Source organism: Streptomyces sp. NPDC055962 (genome assembly GCF_042270185.1).
In the GTDB taxonomy this organism is placed as follows: domain Bacteria; phylum Actinomycetota; class Actinomycetes; order Streptomycetales; family Streptomycetaceae; genus Streptomyces.
In genome coordinates this window covers 39,328-53,462 of the sequence record NZ_JBHJYN010000008.1, presented here as the reverse complement: position 1 = coordinate 53,462, position 14,135 = coordinate 39,328, and the positions used below count along the sequence as shown (strand labels likewise).

14 protein-coding genes are annotated in these 14,135 nt (G+C 72.2%); 10 read left to right on the top strand and 4 right to left on the bottom strand.

Annotated features, from left to right (window positions below; all coding sequences use genetic code 11):
• Positions 1-130: 130 nt before the first annotated feature.
• The gene (locus ACFC51_RS22680; protein ID WP_376530490.1) at positions 131-1,633 is read right to left on the bottom strand and encodes a SulP family inorganic anion transporter; all 1,503 of its coding nucleotides are present in this window, start codon (positions 1,631-1,633) and stop codon (positions 131-133) included.
• Between the two features lie 327 nt (positions 1,634-1,960).
• On the opposite strand from ACFC51_RS22680, the gene ACFC51_RS22675 reads away from it, so the two are divergent.
• Positions 1,961-2,383, top strand: coding sequence for a MerR family transcriptional regulator (locus tag ACFC51_RS22675; protein ID WP_376530487.1), 423 nt, complete (start codon positions 1,961-1,963; stop codon positions 2,381-2,383).
• A 317-nt stretch (positions 2,384-2,700) separates the two neighbouring features.
• On the top strand, positions 2,701-3,012 hold the full coding sequence (locus ACFC51_RS22670; protein ID WP_376530485.1) for a hypothetical protein: 312 nt from the start codon (positions 2,701-2,703) through the stop codon (positions 3,010-3,012).
• Here the strand turns inward: ACFC51_RS22670 and ACFC51_RS22665 are convergent.
• Positions 2,945-3,517 (bottom strand): TIGR03086 family metal-binding protein, encoded by a 573-nt coding sequence (locus ACFC51_RS22665; RefSeq protein WP_376530482.1) that lies wholly within the window; start codon positions 3,515-3,517, stop codon positions 2,945-2,947. The two genes, ACFC51_RS22670 and ACFC51_RS22665, sit on opposite strands and share 68 nt — an antisense overlap.
• Positions 3,518-3,599: 82 nt before the next feature.
• Between ACFC51_RS22665 and ACFC51_RS22660 the strand changes: the two genes are divergently transcribed.
• Together ACFC51_RS22660 and ACFC51_RS22655 are read left to right on the top strand one after the other, a co-directional pair.
• On the top strand, positions 3,600-4,436 hold the full coding sequence (locus ACFC51_RS22660) for a DUF6597 domain-containing transcriptional factor (RefSeq protein ID WP_376376202.1): 837 nt from the start codon (positions 3,600-3,602) through the stop codon (positions 4,434-4,436).
• A 59-nt stretch (positions 4,437-4,495) separates the two neighbouring features.
• Positions 4,496-5,245 carry a Mut7-C RNAse domain-containing protein gene (locus ACFC51_RS22655; RefSeq protein ID WP_376376204.1) on the top strand — a complete coding sequence of 250 codons (750 nt, stop codon included), beginning with the start codon at positions 4,496-4,498 and terminating at the stop codon, positions 5,243-5,245.
• Positions 5,246-5,423: 178 nt separating this feature from the next.
• Here the strand turns inward: ACFC51_RS22655 and ACFC51_RS22650 are convergent, their stop codons facing one another.
• Complete coding sequence (locus ACFC51_RS22650) at positions 5,424-5,939, bottom strand: hypothetical protein (RefSeq protein WP_376376206.1); 516 nt, start codon at positions 5,937-5,939, stop codon at positions 5,424-5,426.
• Positions 5,940-6,087: 148 nt separating this feature from the next.
• Here ACFC51_RS22650 and ACFC51_RS22645 point away from each other — a divergent pair, with 148 nt between their 5' ends.
• The 3 genes from ACFC51_RS22645 to ACFC51_RS22635 all read left to right on the top strand — a co-directional run bounded on the left by ACFC51_RS22645 (position 6,088) and on the right by ACFC51_RS22635 (position 9,265).
• Complete coding sequence (locus ACFC51_RS22645; protein ID WP_376530479.1) at positions 6,088-6,423, top strand: YnfA family protein; 336 nt, start codon at positions 6,088-6,090, stop codon at positions 6,421-6,423.
• A gap of 62 nt (positions 6,424-6,485) precedes the next feature.
• Entirely contained in the window at positions 6,486-7,244 is a 759-nt protein-coding gene (locus tag ACFC51_RS22640) for an SDR family NAD(P)-dependent oxidoreductase (RefSeq protein WP_376376209.1), read from the top strand.
• 392 nt (positions 7,245-7,636) lie between these two features.
• Positions 7,637-9,265 (top strand): alpha/beta hydrolase, encoded by a 1,629-nt coding sequence (locus ACFC51_RS22635; RefSeq protein ID WP_376530477.1) that lies wholly within the window; start codon positions 7,637-7,639, stop codon positions 9,263-9,265.
• A 120-nt stretch (positions 9,266-9,385) separates the two neighbouring features.
• On the opposite strand, the gene ACFC51_RS22630 is transcribed toward ACFC51_RS22635, so the two are convergent.
• Entirely contained in the window at positions 9,386-10,579 is a 1,194-nt protein-coding gene (locus tag ACFC51_RS22630; RefSeq protein ID WP_376530474.1) for an RtcB family protein, read from the bottom strand.
• A 172-nt stretch (positions 10,580-10,751) separates the two neighbouring features.
• Here ACFC51_RS22630 and ACFC51_RS22625 point away from each other — a divergent pair, with 172 nt between their 5' ends.
• From ACFC51_RS22625 to ACFC51_RS22615, 3 genes are all read left to right on the top strand, one after another.
• Complete coding sequence (locus tag ACFC51_RS22625) at positions 10,752-11,564, top strand: DUF3558 domain-containing protein (RefSeq protein WP_376376215.1); 813 nt, start codon at positions 10,752-10,754, stop codon at positions 11,562-11,564.
• Between the two features lie 165 nt (positions 11,565-11,729).
• Positions 11,730-12,491 (top strand): DUF3558 domain-containing protein, encoded by a 762-nt coding sequence (locus tag ACFC51_RS22620; protein WP_376376217.1) that lies wholly within the window; start codon positions 11,730-11,732, stop codon positions 12,489-12,491.
• 191 nt (positions 12,492-12,682) lie between these two features.
• The gene (locus ACFC51_RS22615) at positions 12,683-14,053 is read left to right on the top strand and encodes a DUF2637 domain-containing protein (RefSeq protein WP_376376219.1); all 1,371 of its coding nucleotides are present in this window, start codon (positions 12,683-12,685) and stop codon (positions 14,051-14,053) included.
• Positions 14,054-14,135: the final 82 nt, after the last annotated feature.

The following is a 14,135-nucleotide window of genomic DNA, read 5'->3' as shown; positions in this document are numbered from 1 at the left end:
TGGCTGTCCGGAGGGGGTGTGCGCCGCCCGCGCGGGAGGCGGATCCGGGTGCCCGGTGCGGTCCTCGACACCCTTCGGAGTGATGGGCACCGCCCCGCGCGGTTGACGCGCCCTCAGCCCTCCGTGGCGTTCAGCCGCCGCCGGTGAGCCGGCCGCTGAGGGAGCCGTGGAGGTCGGCGCTCCGCTCGTTGAGACCCGTGATCTCGACGCTCTTCCCGCGCTGTTCGTACTTCGTGGTGACGGCGTCCAGGGTCGCCACCGCCGACGCGTCCCAGATGTGCGCGGCGGACAGGTCGATGACCACCTCCACCGGGTCGCCGGCGTAGTCGAACCGGCCGACGAGGTCGTTGGACGAGGCGAAGAAGAGCTCCCCGAAGACGGAGTAGACGACCCGTCCGCCGTCCCGGTCGATGACGGACGTGACGTCGGCGAGGTGGGCGACCCGCCGGGCGAAGATGACCATCGCCGTGACCGATCCCACGACGACGCCGACGGCGAGGTTCTCGGTGAGCACGACGCAGACCACCGTGATGATCATCACGGCGATCTCGCCGGCGGGCATCCGCCTGAGGGTCTTCGGTGCGACGGAGTGCCAGTCGAACGTCGCGAAGCACACCATGACCATGACCGCCACGAGGGCCGCCATCGGGATACGGGAGACGAGCGGTCCGAACGCGATGCAGAGCACCATCAGGAAGACACCCGCGAGGAACGTGGACAGCCGGGTCCGGGCGCCGGAGACCTTCACGTTGATCATGGTCTGGCCGATCATGGCGCACCCGCCCATGCCTCCGAGGAAGCCGGTCACGATGTTGGCGATGCCCTGGCCGACCGACTCGCGGGTCTTGCTGGAGTGGGTGTCGGTGATCTCGTCGACCAGCTTGGCCGTCATCAGCGACTCCATCAGGCCGACCAGCGCCATGGCCAGCGCGTAGGGGGCGACGGTGGTCAGGGTGTCCAGGGTGAAGGGCACGTCGGGCAGACCGGGCACCGGCAGGGACGAGGGCAGCGCGCCCTTGTCGCCGACCGTCGGTACGGCTATGCCCGCGGCGACGGTGATCGCGGTCAGGACGACGATGGAGACCAGCGGGGCGGGCACCGCCCGGGTGATCCTCGGGAAGAGCACCATCAGGACGAGCCCGCCGATGACCAGGGGATACACAGGCCAGGGGACGTCGCTCAGCTCGGGGACCTGCCCCATGAAGACCAGGATCGCCAGCGCGTTGACGAAGCCGACCATCACGCTGCGGGGCACGAACCGCATCAGCCTGGCGACGCCCAGCGCGCCGAGCACGACCTGGAAGACACCGCCCAGGACGACTCCCGCGAGGAGGTAGCCGAACCCGTGCTCCCGGTTGAGCGGAGCGATCACGAGGGCGACCGCGCCCGTCGCGGCGGAGATCATCGCGGGCCTGCCGCCCACGACGGAGATGACGACGGCCATCGTGAACGCGGCGAACAGACCGACCGCCGGGTCGACCCCGGCGATGATCGAGAACGAGATCGCCTCGGGGATCAGCGCCAGCCCGACGACGAGACCGGCCAGGGCCTCCGTACGGAAGACCTTCGGCGACAGCCAGGACGGGCGGAATCCGCGCGGCCGGCCGGCCCGGGACAGTACGGATGTGGACAAGGAGGCGTGACCTGACGTTGCTCGGGCAGGCCCGGCGGACCGGGGCGTGCGGGGGCGCGGAGGCCGGACGGCGTCCCGCGGATCGTCCGTGACGGCGGACGGAAGCATGGAGGGACAGCGCACGGCTGTCACCGGAGGCGGTGGGCGGCGGCGAGGCGCACGCTCCACCGGGAAGCAGATCGCGCCGGGCACCGGAGCGGCCGGCACCGGGATGCGCCGGAGGCGTCATCGGCCCCGGCGGACTGGCGACGAAACAACTCTACCCTAACGTTAGGGTAGGGATGGGAACGCCGTACGCCCGGGTCACGGCGCGAGTCGAAAGGGCACATGTCCACCGTGAGCAGCGAGCACATGCAGATCGGAGAGGTCGCCGCGCGCACCGAGCTGTCGCTGCGCACCATCCGGCACTACGAGGAGACCGGGCTCGTGGCCCCGTCCGCCCGCTCCCGCGGCGGATTCCGGCTGTACACCGAGGCCGATGTGGCCCGGCTGATGGTCATCCGCCGGATGAAGCCCCTCGGCTTCACCCTGGACGAGATGCGGGACCTGCTGGAGGCGGTCGACCGCCTCGACGCGGGCACGGAGCTGACGGCGGGCGAGCGCGACGAACTCCTGGAGCGCGTCCGCACGTACGAGCGGGCCGCGTCCGAGCAGGTCGCGAAGGTGCGGGTCCAGCTGGCCCGGGCGGAGGAGTTCGCCCTGACCCTGCGCACCCGCCTGGACCGGGGCGGGTCGGACCCCGAGGCGTGACTCCTGGGCTGCCGAGCGGGGCGTCACCGGGACACTCCGGGGCGCGCTCCGGGGGCGTACGTGGCGGCTTGTCCGAGGCCCGAGTCCTCCGGGGGTGGCGTTCTCCCCAGGGAATCCGCGGGGTCGGCGGCCCGGGGAGTTCACGGGGTCCGCGGCTCGGAGACTCCACCGGGTCCATGGCGCGGGGAATCCACCGGGTCCGCGGCGTGGCGGACGCCGAGGGCGTCCTTCGGCCATTCATTGGCCGAAGAATGATCTCCAGCCGGGTCCCCGGGGGTGCCGATGCAAGGAGCACGAGCCCCGAGGAGGCCCCCCGCATGGATGACCTGCTGCTGACCCTGACCGTTCCGGCCGTGGTCGTCGCGAGCGGGCTGTTCGCCGTCTGCCACTGCCGGCGCCTGCGGCGGGACCCGCCACCGCCCTTCAGCCGCCGGGCGTCCCGCCTCGCCGCACGCGAGGCGGTGCTCCTGGCCGAGACGGTCGTCGACAGCGCGTACGCGGCCCTCGGCAGGCTCTACGCCGACCCGGCCACCCCCCGACCGGCCGGTCGCACCCCTGCCGTCAGCGGCGGGCCGGGCTCCAGCCCGGGTCGCGGCCCGTCACGGCCAGCGCCCGCTCGAAGGCGGTAGCCCCGGGCGGTGCGGGGAACGGCTCACCGAACACCTTCATCTGCCGTGCCTGCGGGGCCAGCGCCTCAAGACCGGGCTCCAGTTCCGCCACCACGGCGTCGTCGGGCGCGAAGTCCTGGCCCGTCGCCCGCGCCAGGTCCCAGGCGTGCACGGTCAGATCCCCCAGCACCATGAGCCCGACCGTCCTGGCCGGGATGCCCATGCGTCCCGGCGTCCCCTCCTCCGCGCCCGGCTCGGCCCATGCCTTCGCCAGCAGCGCCGTCGCGTCTCCGAACCGGCCCCGCCAGTCCCCCGTGACGACATCGTCCGTCCGGCTGAAATCGGTCGGGCCCTTGACCGCGAGTGCCCGGAAGTTGTCGATCACCACGAAGAGATGGTTCAGCAGGGCCCGGACGTCGTACTCGCTGCACGGCGTGGCCCCGGCCAGCTGGTCGTCGCCGATCCCCCGTACGACGGGCACCGCCTGCGCGGCGGCTTTCTCGAGGAGTTCACTGATCGTCTTCATGTCTCCGACGATGCACCCGGCCCGGCGCGACGTCTTGAAGAAACACGACGGCGTGGCCGGTTGCCCGCCCTAGGATCCGACCATGGCCGGACCTGGACGCGAGACCCGGGGCATCGTCGACGCCCCCGACCTGTTCACCCACGTCCGCTTCCGCCTCCGCGACCCCGCCCCCGCGCTCCGGGCGCACCTGGAGCACTACTGGCTGATCGACTGGGACCTCTCGGAGCCGTACACCTCGCAGGTGGTGCCGCACCCGAGCGTCCACCTGGTGTTCCAGCGCACGGACTCCGGCGACGAGGCCGAACGGTCCGGCTCCGCCGAGGTGTACGGCGTCGTGCAGGGTCTGTTCAGCCAGCGGCTGGAGGGCAGGGGGCGGGTGTGCGGCGTGAAGTTCCGGCCGGGCGCCTTCCGGCCGTTCGCCCCCGACCGGCCCGTCTCCCGGTGGACCGGGCGCCGGGTCCCCGCCGCCGAGGCACTGACCACCCCTGCGGACGGACCGTCGGCCTCCGAGGCGACGCGGTCCGTGCTCGGTCCGGCCGACGAGGACGCCCGGGTCGCGGCCCTGGACGCGTATCTGCTGCCGCTCGTGCCCCCGCCGGATCCCCAGGCGGAGCTCGCGACGCAGCTGGCCGAACTCGTGCGCACGGACCGTTCGCTGCTGCGGGTGGACGCACTGGCCCGCGCGGGAGGCATGTCCGTGCGCTCGCTGCAGCGGCTCTTCTCCACCTGTGTGGGGGTGGGGCCCAAGTGGGTCATCCTCCGCCACCGCATCCACGAGGCACTGCAACGCGCCGGGACGGACCCCGACCCCGACTGGGCCGGACTCGCCGCCGATCTCGGCTACAGCGATCAGGCGCACCTGGTCAGGGACTTCACGGCCACGGTGGGCGTCCCCCCTGCCGCCTTCGCACAGCGCTGACCCCCACGCGGGCCGGAAACCTCTCGCTGCCGCGCCCCGCGCAATGGCATCCTGACCAGGTGAACGGACCCGAGATCAGCCTCGAAGTAGCCCCGGAACTGCGGCTCTTCGTCGCCCACGACCGCCGCCCGGGACGCACGGCCGTCACCACGGACGGCTCATCGACCCTCGGACACGTCGTGGAGTCCCTCGGCGTCCCGCTCACCGAGGCCGGACAGCTCCTCGTCGACGGCCGTCCCGTGCCCGTGTCCCACATCCCCGGTGCGGGCGAAGTGGTCGAGGTGCGGGCGGTGCACCGCCCCCAGCAGGTCCCGGGCGCCCCGCTGCGCTTCCTGCTCGACGTCCATCTGGGCACGCTCGCGCGGCGCCTGAGGCTCCTGGGAGTGGACGCCGCGTACGAGAGCGAGGACATCGGCGACCCGGCGCTGGCCGCGCTGTCGGCGGAACAGCGACGCGTCATGCTCTCCCGCGACCGGGGGCTGCTCCGTCGCAGGGAGATCTGGGCGGGGGCGTACGTCTACAGCGACCGGCCCGAGGAGCAGCTCCGCGACATCCTGGGACGCTTCGCCCCCGCACTCGCACCGTGGACCCGCTGCACCGCCTGCAACGGGCAGCTCACGGAGGCGGACAAGGAGTCCGTCAGCGCGCACCTGGAGCGGGGCACGCAGGCGTCCTACGACGTGTTCGCGCAGTGCACCGCCTGCGGCCGGGTGTACTGGCGGGGCGCCCACCACGCCCGTCTGGAGGCCATCGTGGCGGACGCGGTCCGCGAGTTCGGCGGGGCGGCGGGCCAGGCGCCGACCGCCTGAGAGGCCGGCTCGGGCGCCGCGGCGAACGGGGTGCCGGGGTGGGCGACCGTACGGCCACCCTGCTCACAGGCCCCGACGGCTGCGTCGCCCGGGCGGGCGAGCAGGCCGACCCGGCCGCACTGCGGCAGCCCTCGACGGCTGACCGCCCGACCGGGGCCCGGTGCCGTCCAGGACCCCCTCAGAAGACGTACGCGTCGCCCGTGGAGAGGGCCAGCACCTCATGTGTGTCGTTCCGCCGGTTCCTGTCGCTCGCGCCGCCGTTCCAGACGGTGTCCACCCGCACCACGACCTCGGCGGGCCGGCCGGTGAAGCGCAGGCCGAGGGCCGTGCGCCGCGCGTCCCCGGCCACCCGCAGCGGCCCCGTCGCACACAGGACCGTGCTGTCGCCGCCGCGCATGCAGCCCTGGGGCAGCCGCTGCCAGGACGCCAGCGGCGCGGAGAAACGCAGACGCACCGTGGCGTCCGCGAGCGGCGACGGCCCCCGGTTCCCGGTCCGCAGCTGGATCCCGATCCGCTCCTCCGCGAGCGAGACCCGCCCGTGGTGGGACACGTCCGCCTCGGGCGCGATCGCCCGCTGCCCGAACCCCCGGGGGGCGGGCTCGGCCACGGCGGACAGCCCCGGGCCCAGCACCACGGCCGCCGTCATCGCCGCCACGGCGGGCACCTTCAGCACTGCACTACGCGTCACTCGCATGCGCAGAAGATACCGAAAGCACCCAATTATCCCTATCTGATGACCGGTTCACCACGCTTCCCCCACCCGCACGGCCCACGCACGCCCCACCGTCGACGACTGCCACCGCCCGCGGCACCCACGCCCACCCGCATGACACGCTGGCCCCATGCTCGTCGCCCGTTCCGTCGCCCTCTTCGTCGTCGCCGCGCTCTTCGAGATCGGAGGCGCGTGGCTCGTCTGGCAGGGCGTCCGTGAGCATCGCCGCTGGATCTGGATCGGCGCGGGGGTCATCGCCCTCGGCGCCTACGGATTCGTCGCCACCCTCCAGCCCGACGGGGACTTCGGCCGCATCCTCGCGGCCTACGGCGGGGTGTTCGTCGCCGGATCGATCGCCTGGGGGATGGTCGCCGACGGCTACCGCCCCGACCGCTGGGACGTGACCGGTGCGCTGGTCTGCCTGGCCGGCATGGCGTTGATCATGTACGCCCCCCGCGACCACTGAGCCCGCGCCCGGACCGCCCGCCTATCCTGGCCCCGTACCGATCAGCTGCCCGAGGAGTTCGCATGGCCGCCACCCCCATCGCCGTCATCACCGGCGCGAGCAGCGGCATCGGCGCCGCGACCGCCAGGCAGCTGGCGGCCGCCGGATACCGCGTGGTGCTCACCGCACGCCGCAAGGACCGCATAGAGGCCCTGGCCGCCGAGCTCACCGACGCGGGCCACCAGGCGACGGCGTACACCCTGGACGTCACCGACCGTGCCGCGGTCGACGAGTTCGCCACCGCGTTCCGGTCCCTGGCCGTCCTCGTCAACAACGCGGGCGGCGCGCTGGGCGCCGACCCCGTCGCCACGGGCGATCCCGCGGACTGGCGTCAGATGTACGAGACCAACGTCATCGGCACGCTCAACGTCACCCAGGCCCTGCTCCCCGCCCTGACCGCCAGCGGGGACGGCACGATCGTGATCCTCTCCTCGACGGCCGGCCTCTCCACGTACGAGGGCGGTGGCGGGTACGTCGCCGCGAAGCACGGCGAACATGTGCTCGCCGAGACCCTCCGGCTGGAGATCGTCGGCACCCCGGTCCGTGTGATCGAGGTCGCGCCCGGCATGGTCAAGACCGAGGAGTTCGCCACCACCCGCTTCCGCGGCGACGCCGAGAAGGCTGCCAAGGTCTACGCGGGAGTCGACGCCCCGCTCTCCGCCGACGATGTCGCCGACACCATCACCTGGGCCGTCACCCGCCCCAGCCACGTCAACATCGACCTCCTGGTCGTCCGCCCCCGTGCCCAGGCCTCCAACTCCAAGGTCCACCGCACGCAGTGACGTGGACAGCCGACGAGCCCCTGGCGGCTGCACGGCCGGCGGCGGCTGCACGACCGGCCGCTGACGGCTGACGGCTGACGGCTGACGGCTGACGGCTGACACCTAGGGCGAGCCCCGGATCCCGACCACGGGTTCCGGGGCTCTTCCGTGCCCGGGGCCCCGCACCCCCGGGAGCTGCCGGAGCAGTGGCACGTACCGCGTTCGGCCGACAGCGGGTGCCGTCCGCACCCTCGCGCTATTGGGTGAGGGAAGACCGTCGGACCCGCCGAATCGCGAGGCCGGGCGGCGGAGGCGGCGGACCCGCCGGGGCTCACCCCGCTCGCCGGGACGGCCGGCCGGGGATCGCGGTCCCGGGCACGAAGCCATGACGCCACGAAGAGAGAGAACGCAGCATGCCTGCACACCCCCTGCGCGGATTCACCGCGCGCCGCCGACGTCTCGCCGCCGTCCTCGTCGCGGTGACGTCGTGCTCGACCGTACTGACCGGGCAGGGCCACGTCGCGGCCGACGGTGCACCCATACCCTCGGCGCCCGCCCCGCGGCTGGACTGGAGAAGCTGCGTCCAGGGCAGTCCGTTCGACTGCGCGACCGCGCAGGTCCCCCTGGACTACGGGAACCCGAGCGGCCGCAGCATCGAACTGGCCGTCGTCAGACGGAAGGCGACCGGCCCCGGGAGGCGCGTCGGAACCCTGTTCTTCAACCCCGGCGGCCCCGGCGGGCCCGGGACGGTCCAGATGCCTCAGAACTACGCGTTCTTCCCGCGCGAGGTGCGGGAGCGGTTCGACATCGTCAGCTGGGACCCCCGCGGAATCGGCAACAGCACCGCGGTGAACTGCTTCACGAGTCCCCAGGAAGCCGCCGACTGGAACGCGGGCAAGGCCGCGGGATTCCCGGTGGGCGAGAAGGAGCGGAAGGACTTCGTCGCCGCGTACGCGGATCTGGTCCACCGCTGCGAGCAGAGGGACCCCGAACTCCTGCGTCACGTGTCGACCGCCGACACCGCCCGCGACCTCGACCAGCTCCGCCGGTCGGTGGGTGAGCCGCAGCTCAACTACTACGGGATCTCCTACGGCACGATCCTGGGCGCCACGTACGCCAACCTCTTCCCCGCCAAGGTCCGGGCCATGGCCCTCGACAGCAACATCGGCCCCGGGGCATGGACGAACGACGCGTCCGACGACGCACGGCTCACCACGTTCCTCCGCGTCGGCTCGGACCGCAGCGCGGCGGCGACCCTCGACAGGTTCCTCGGCCTGTGCGGGTCCACCACGACCGCCCGCTGCGCCTTCTCCGCCGGTACCCCGAAGGGGACCCGGGACAAGTTCGATCGGCTCACCCAGCGGCTCCGCACGACGCCGGTCGGCACGTGGACGTATGCCCGCACGGTGGCGGACGCGGTGAACAGCCTCTACCTCGTCAGCGGGTGGGCCGGCCTCGCCGGCCGGCTGGAGGAGCTGTGGCACGGCCGGGCACCGGAGCCGGCGCCCTTCCCGCCCGCGCCTCCGGTCCCGGATCCGAACCCGTACGTGGGCGAGGAGCAGGCAGCGGCCGTGCTCTGCGGCGACAGCCCCAATCCGCGCGACGCCGGCACCTACCCCGCACTCGAGGAGGCGTCCGCCGCCCGCGCGGGTGATGCCGGGCGCTTCTGGACCTGGGCGACCGCCGGATGCACCGACTGGCCCACCTCCCCCGACCGCTGGACCGGCCCCTGGAACAGGCGGACCGCTCACCCCGTCCTGGTGGTCGGCACCACCTACGACCCCTCCACCGCCTACCCGAACTCCCGGTCCATGGCCGAGGAGCTCGCCGACGCACGTCTCCTGACCAACGAAGGGTACGGACATACCGCGCTCCTCAATCCCAGCAGCTGCGTCCAGGACCACGAGAGCCGCTACTTCGTCGACGGAGTGCTTCCACCGGTCGGCACGACGTGCCGCCAGGACACCCCTCCCTTCACCGCCCCCAAGCCGAGTGGTGGTGTCGCCACCGGCGGCGGCGCCCTGGCCGTCGGCATCTCCTGAGAGCGGCCGGCAGGCCGTCCGCACGGCGGCAGGCCCCGGACCTAGGTGGTCCGGGGCCTGCTGTTCGCAGGGTGTCCTGCCGTACGGGTCAGCTGTGCGGCTCGCCTGGGGCGCCGGGGCTCAGCCCTTCACGCACACGAGCTGCTTGAGCTTCGCGACGACCTCGACCAGGTCGCGCTGCTGGTCGATGACCTGCTCGATCGGCTTGTACGCCGCCGGGATCTCGTCCACCACGCCGGAGTCCTTGCGGCACTCCACGCCCCGCGTCTGGTCCTCCAGGTCCTGCGTGGAGAACTTCCGCTTGGCCGCGTTCCTGCTCATCCGCCGGCCCGCGCCGTGCGAGGCGGAGTTGAAGGACTTCGCGTTCCCCAGCCCCTTCACGATGTACGAGCCCGTCCCCATGGACCCGGGAATGATGCCGAACTCCCCGGAGCCCGCACGGATGGCGCCCTTACGGGTGACCAGCAGGTCCATGCCGTCGTACCGCTCCTCCGACACGTAGTTGTGGTGGCAGGAGATGACCGGCTCGAACACGACCCGGGCCTTCTTGAACTCCTTCCGGACGACGTCCTGGAAGAGGCCCATCATGATCGAGCGGTTGTACTTGGCGTACTCCTGCGCCCAGAACAGGTCGTTGCGGTACGCCGCCATCTGCGGGGTGTCAGCGATGAAGACCGCCAGGTCCCGGTCGACGAGGCCCTGGTTGTGCGGGAGCTTCTGGGCCTGCCCGATGTGGAAGTCGGCGAGCTCCTTGCCGATGTTCCGGGACCCGGAGTGGAGCATCAGCCAGACGGACCCGGCCTCGTCGAGACAGAACTCGATGAAGTGGTTTCCGCTGCCGAGCGTCCCCATCTGCTTGGTGGCCCGCTCCTGACGGAACTTGACCGCCTCGGCGATCCCGTCGAAGCGCGACCAGAAGTCGTCCCAGCCACCGGTCGGGAAGCCGTGGAGCTTCCCCGGGTCGACCGTGTCGTCGTGCATCCCCCGGCCCACCGGGATGGCCTGCTCGATCTTCGACCGGAGTCGCGAGAGATCCCCCGGCAGGTCGTTGGCCGTGAGCGACGTCTTCACCGCCGACATCCCGCAGCCGATGTCCACGCCCACCGCGGCCGGGCAGACAGCACCGTGCATCGCGATCACCGAGCCGACGGTCGCACCCTTGCCGTAGTGGACGTCCGGCATGACGGCGAGGCCCTTGATCCAGGGCAGCGTGGACACGTTCCGCAGCTGCTGCATGGCGCCGTCCTCGACGGACGCCGGATCCGCCCACATACGGATGGGAACCTGCGCACCCGGCACCTCTACATACGACATAACTCCTCGATTCCCCCGAAAAAGACTGAAAACGCAAAACCGGTGCCGAGGTCGGCATACAGGTCGGCCGACCGGCATTCACAGCGGCGCGTGCGATACACATTGTGTCCACCGGCCGCCATCGGGCGGCAACCCGTTTTCGTACCGAAGGGAGCCTGGAACCGTGCGACACATGGCGTACGTACCCGGCGTCGCGCTTCTCGTAGCGCTCGTCGCCGGCTGCAGCGCCGGCTCCGACGCCGCCGACCCCGACGCCGACAGCAAGCCCGGCAGCCCCACGGTCACGGCCGCGCCTCCCGGGAAGTACCGGACGCTGCCCGAATCCTGCCGTGCCGTACCGCGTTCCACCCTCAAGGACCTGCTGCCGGGCGCCGCCGATCTGCCGGAGGAGCAGCAGGAGAAGGCGTACGAGGGCACCGCCACCGTCACCTACGACACCGACCGCAAGGTCGGCTGCCGCTGGAAGTCGGACGCCCCCGACGCCTCCCGGAATCTGTCCATCGACTTCGAGCGCGTCGTGTCGTACGACCCTTCGGTGAGCGACGACGACCGCGCCCGGGAGGTGTACGGGAAGAAGGAGGAGGAGGCCGAGCTCCCGACCTCCGGCGGCGTCACGCCCAGCGAGACGCCCGACGGACAGGGCTCCGCCTCGCCGGACGGCACACCGTCCGGCTCCCCGGCGGGCAGCTCCTCCGCCACGCCCTCCGCCGACCCCTCGGGCAGCACCGCAGGCCCCGGCGAGGACCTCCGGCCGCGACTGCTCGACGGGCTCGGGGACGCCGCATTTCTGGACGATGCACTCACCCGGGCAGGTTCCAGTGCACAGCACCGCACCGTGAGCGTGGTATTCCGCACATCGAACGTCATCGTGACCGTCGAGTACACCGAGCAGCCCGCCCGCATGACCGAGGTTCCCGACAGCAAGGAACTACAGGAGAAGGCGCAGGCCCTGGCCCGGAAACTGGCCGAGACCCTCAGCGAGTGACCGGCCTCCGGCGGGCCCCCACCGGGGCCCCGGAGCGTCCCCGGGCCTCCGGCCGAAGGCGGCATCCGCGCGCGGTCCGTCGTACCGTGGCCCCGACCGCTGTACCGCCCGCACGACTGCCCGCCCGCACGACCGACACCGCCGTGCCGTCCGAGTGAAGGAACCATGCACCGATCAGCCCCGCGACTGTCCCGCATACTCGCCTGCGCCGCCGTCCCGGTGATGCTCGTCGTCGCCGGCTGCTCGTCGGACTCCGGCGACGCGAAGGAGTCGGGCCCCTCGTCCGCCCCGAGCACGAAGAAGGCCGAGCCGACCGTCGAGCCCGCGAAGTACGCCGAGCTGCCCGACGCCTGCACCTCGATCGCGAAGAAGACGATCGAGGACCTGGTCCCCAAGGCCAAGACCAAGGGCGGCACCCCGGGCACGTCCAGCGACACCGCCTCCCGGGGCAGCTGCTCCTGGAACGGCCTGGACGACAACGGCGTCAAGGGCTCGCAGTACCGCTGGCTCGACGTCGGCTTCACCCGCTTCGACTCCGACCAGTCGCTGGGCAGCGGCGCCAAGCGGGCGACGGACGAGTACACCAAGCGGGTCGCCAAGACCCAGGCGACCGAGGGCGCCGAGAAGCCCTCGGCCAAGCCCGTCTCCGGGCTCGGTGAGCAGGCCACCGCGGTCACGTACGGCCTCAGCAAGTCCGGCGAGGACTTCGAGTACGCGACGGTCCTCGCCCGCACGGGCAACGTCGTCGTCAGCGTCACCTTCAACGGGGCCGGCTTCCAGGGCGCCAAGACCCCGTCCGCCGCCGACATCCTCGAGGACGCGCAGAAGGCCGCCAAGGACGCCGTCGCGGCCGTGGGCGCCGACGCCCCGGACAAGTCCACCTCGCCGACCCCGAAGGCCTCCGCCAAGGAGACCTCGAAGGCCTGACGGCGACCGGGCAGGAGCCCGAACTCCCCTGCCCGGCAGGGCCTTGACGAAGCCCGGTGTCCCCGCGAGCACCGGGCTTCGGCCCCTCCCCACGCAACACGCCCGGCCGGCATGTGCCAGGCTGTGCCCGCGCCGGATGCCGAAGTGGAGCCGGGTTCATCGAAGTCGGGAGGGGATCGCGGGTGGCCGCCATGCAGCTGACACGCACGCACCGCGTACTCATCGGGGTCGTCGTCGCCGGCGCCGTGCTCATCGCAGCGATCGGTTTCGCGGGCTCGTACGCCGCCGTTCGTGAACTCGCGGAGGAGAAGGGCTTCGGCCAGTTCTCCCTCGTCTTCCCGATCGGCATCGACGCGGGGATCTGCGTCCTGCTCGCGCTGGACCTGCTGCTGACGTGGATGCGCATCCCCTTCCCGCTGCTGCGCCAGACCGCGTGGCTGCTGACCGCGGCGACGATCGCCTTCAACGGCGCGGCCGCCTGGCCCGACCCGCTGGGCACCGGCATGCACGCGGTGATCCCGATCCTGTTCGTCGTCGCCGTCGAGGCCGCACGCCACGCGGTGGGCCGGATCGCGGACATCACGGCGGACAAGCACATGGAGGGCGTCCGCCTCACCCGCTGGCTGCTCTCCCCCGTGCCCACGTTCAAGCTGTGGCGCCGGATGAAGCTGTGGGAGCTGCGCAGTTACGAGCAGGTCATCAAGCTCGAACAGGACCGGCTGATCTACCAGGCGCGCCTCCAGGCACGCTTCGGCCGCAACTGGCGCCGCAAGGCACCCATCGAGTCGCTGATGCCGCTGCGTCTGGCCAGGTACGGCGTCCCGCTCGCCGAGACCGCCCCGGCCGGCCTCGCCGCCGCGGGCATCGAACCGGCCCTGCTGCCACCGGCCCCGGCCGCCGTGGAGACCGCTCAGCAGCACCCCCAACTCCCGTACGCCCCCGAGGCGCAGGGCGAGCAGGAGCACGGCCCCCGGCAGGACCACCGCTACGAACAGGACGAGTACGACCAGCAGGACCGGTTCGTCCAGCAGGACGAGTTCGAGCAGCAGTACCCGCCGGAGGGCCCCGGCTCGCACAACAGCCCGTGGTTCGCGGCGCCGAAGGACGAGGCGTACGAAGGCGGGTACGACCCCGAGTACGACGAGGGCACCGATTCCAGCCCCGTGATGATCCCCTCGGGCCCGGGCCGGACCCGCCCGCTCGGCAACGTCGGCACGATCGGCGCTTTCCCGCACCCGCGTGCCGCCGAGCCGGACGCCGGACCGCTCCAGGAGCAGCCCGAGCTTGACCGGCACGACCCGGCCGGGCAGGGCCTGTCCCAGCAGGACGCCGACCAGGCCGAATGGGCCCAGACGGAGATCGAGTTCGGCGAGATCGCGTACGACGTGTTCACGGCGTACACGCATCAGCACCAGGACTACCCGAGCGCCGAGGTGCTCGACATCCACCTCTCGGACGGCCACAACGTCCGCCACCCGCACAGCGCCGCGCTGCTCCGCAAGCTGCTGCCCGGCTTCAAGCAGCGCTTCGACAACGAGATGGCCGCCGACCACATCGCGTAGAGGCGACGGCGGACATGAGGAGGGGCGGGGGGCGGGGGGGCCCCCCCCCCCACAAGTGCGAGGTGGTGAGCGCCCAGCCGCG

Excerpts from the sequence above, each read along its gene's own strand:
- ACFC51_RS22675 (WP_376530487.1), top strand. The coding sequence starts at position 1,961 with ATGTCCACCGTGAGCAGCGAGCACATGCAGATCGGAGAGGTCGCCGCG.
- ACFC51_RS22670 (WP_376530485.1), top strand. The coding sequence starts at position 2,701 with ATGGATGACCTGCTGCTGACCCTGACCGTTCCGGCCGTGGTCGTCGCG.
- ACFC51_RS22665 (WP_376530482.1), bottom strand. The coding sequence starts at position 3,517 with ATGAAGACGATCAGTGAACTCCTCGAGAAAGCCGCCGCGCAGGCGGTG.
- ACFC51_RS22660 (WP_376376202.1), top strand. The coding sequence starts at position 3,600 with ATGGCCGGACCTGGACGCGAGACCCGGGGCATCGTCGACGCCCCCGAC.
- ACFC51_RS22650 (WP_376376206.1), bottom strand. The coding sequence starts at position 5,939 with ATGCGAGTGACGCGTAGTGCAGTGCTGAAGGTGCCCGCCGTGGCGGCG.
- ACFC51_RS22645 (WP_376530479.1), top strand. The coding sequence starts at position 6,088 with ATGCTCGTCGCCCGTTCCGTCGCCCTCTTCGTCGTCGCCGCGCTCTTC.
- ACFC51_RS22640 (WP_376376209.1), top strand. The coding sequence starts at position 6,486 with ATGGCCGCCACCCCCATCGCCGTCATCACCGGCGCGAGCAGCGGCATC.
- ACFC51_RS22635 (WP_376530477.1), top strand. The coding sequence starts at position 7,637 with ATGCCTGCACACCCCCTGCGCGGATTCACCGCGCGCCGCCGACGTCTC.
- ACFC51_RS22630 (WP_376530474.1), bottom strand. The coding sequence starts at position 10,579 with ATGTCGTATGTAGAGGTGCCGGGTGCGCAGGTTCCCATCCGTATGTGG.
- ACFC51_RS22625 (WP_376376215.1), top strand. The coding sequence starts at position 10,752 with ATGGCGTACGTACCCGGCGTCGCGCTTCTCGTAGCGCTCGTCGCCGGC.
- ACFC51_RS22620 (WP_376376217.1), top strand. The coding sequence starts at position 11,730 with ATGCACCGATCAGCCCCGCGACTGTCCCGCATACTCGCCTGCGCCGCC.
- ACFC51_RS22615 (WP_376376219.1), top strand. The coding sequence starts at position 12,683 with ATGCAGCTGACACGCACGCACCGCGTACTCATCGGGGTCGTCGTCGCC.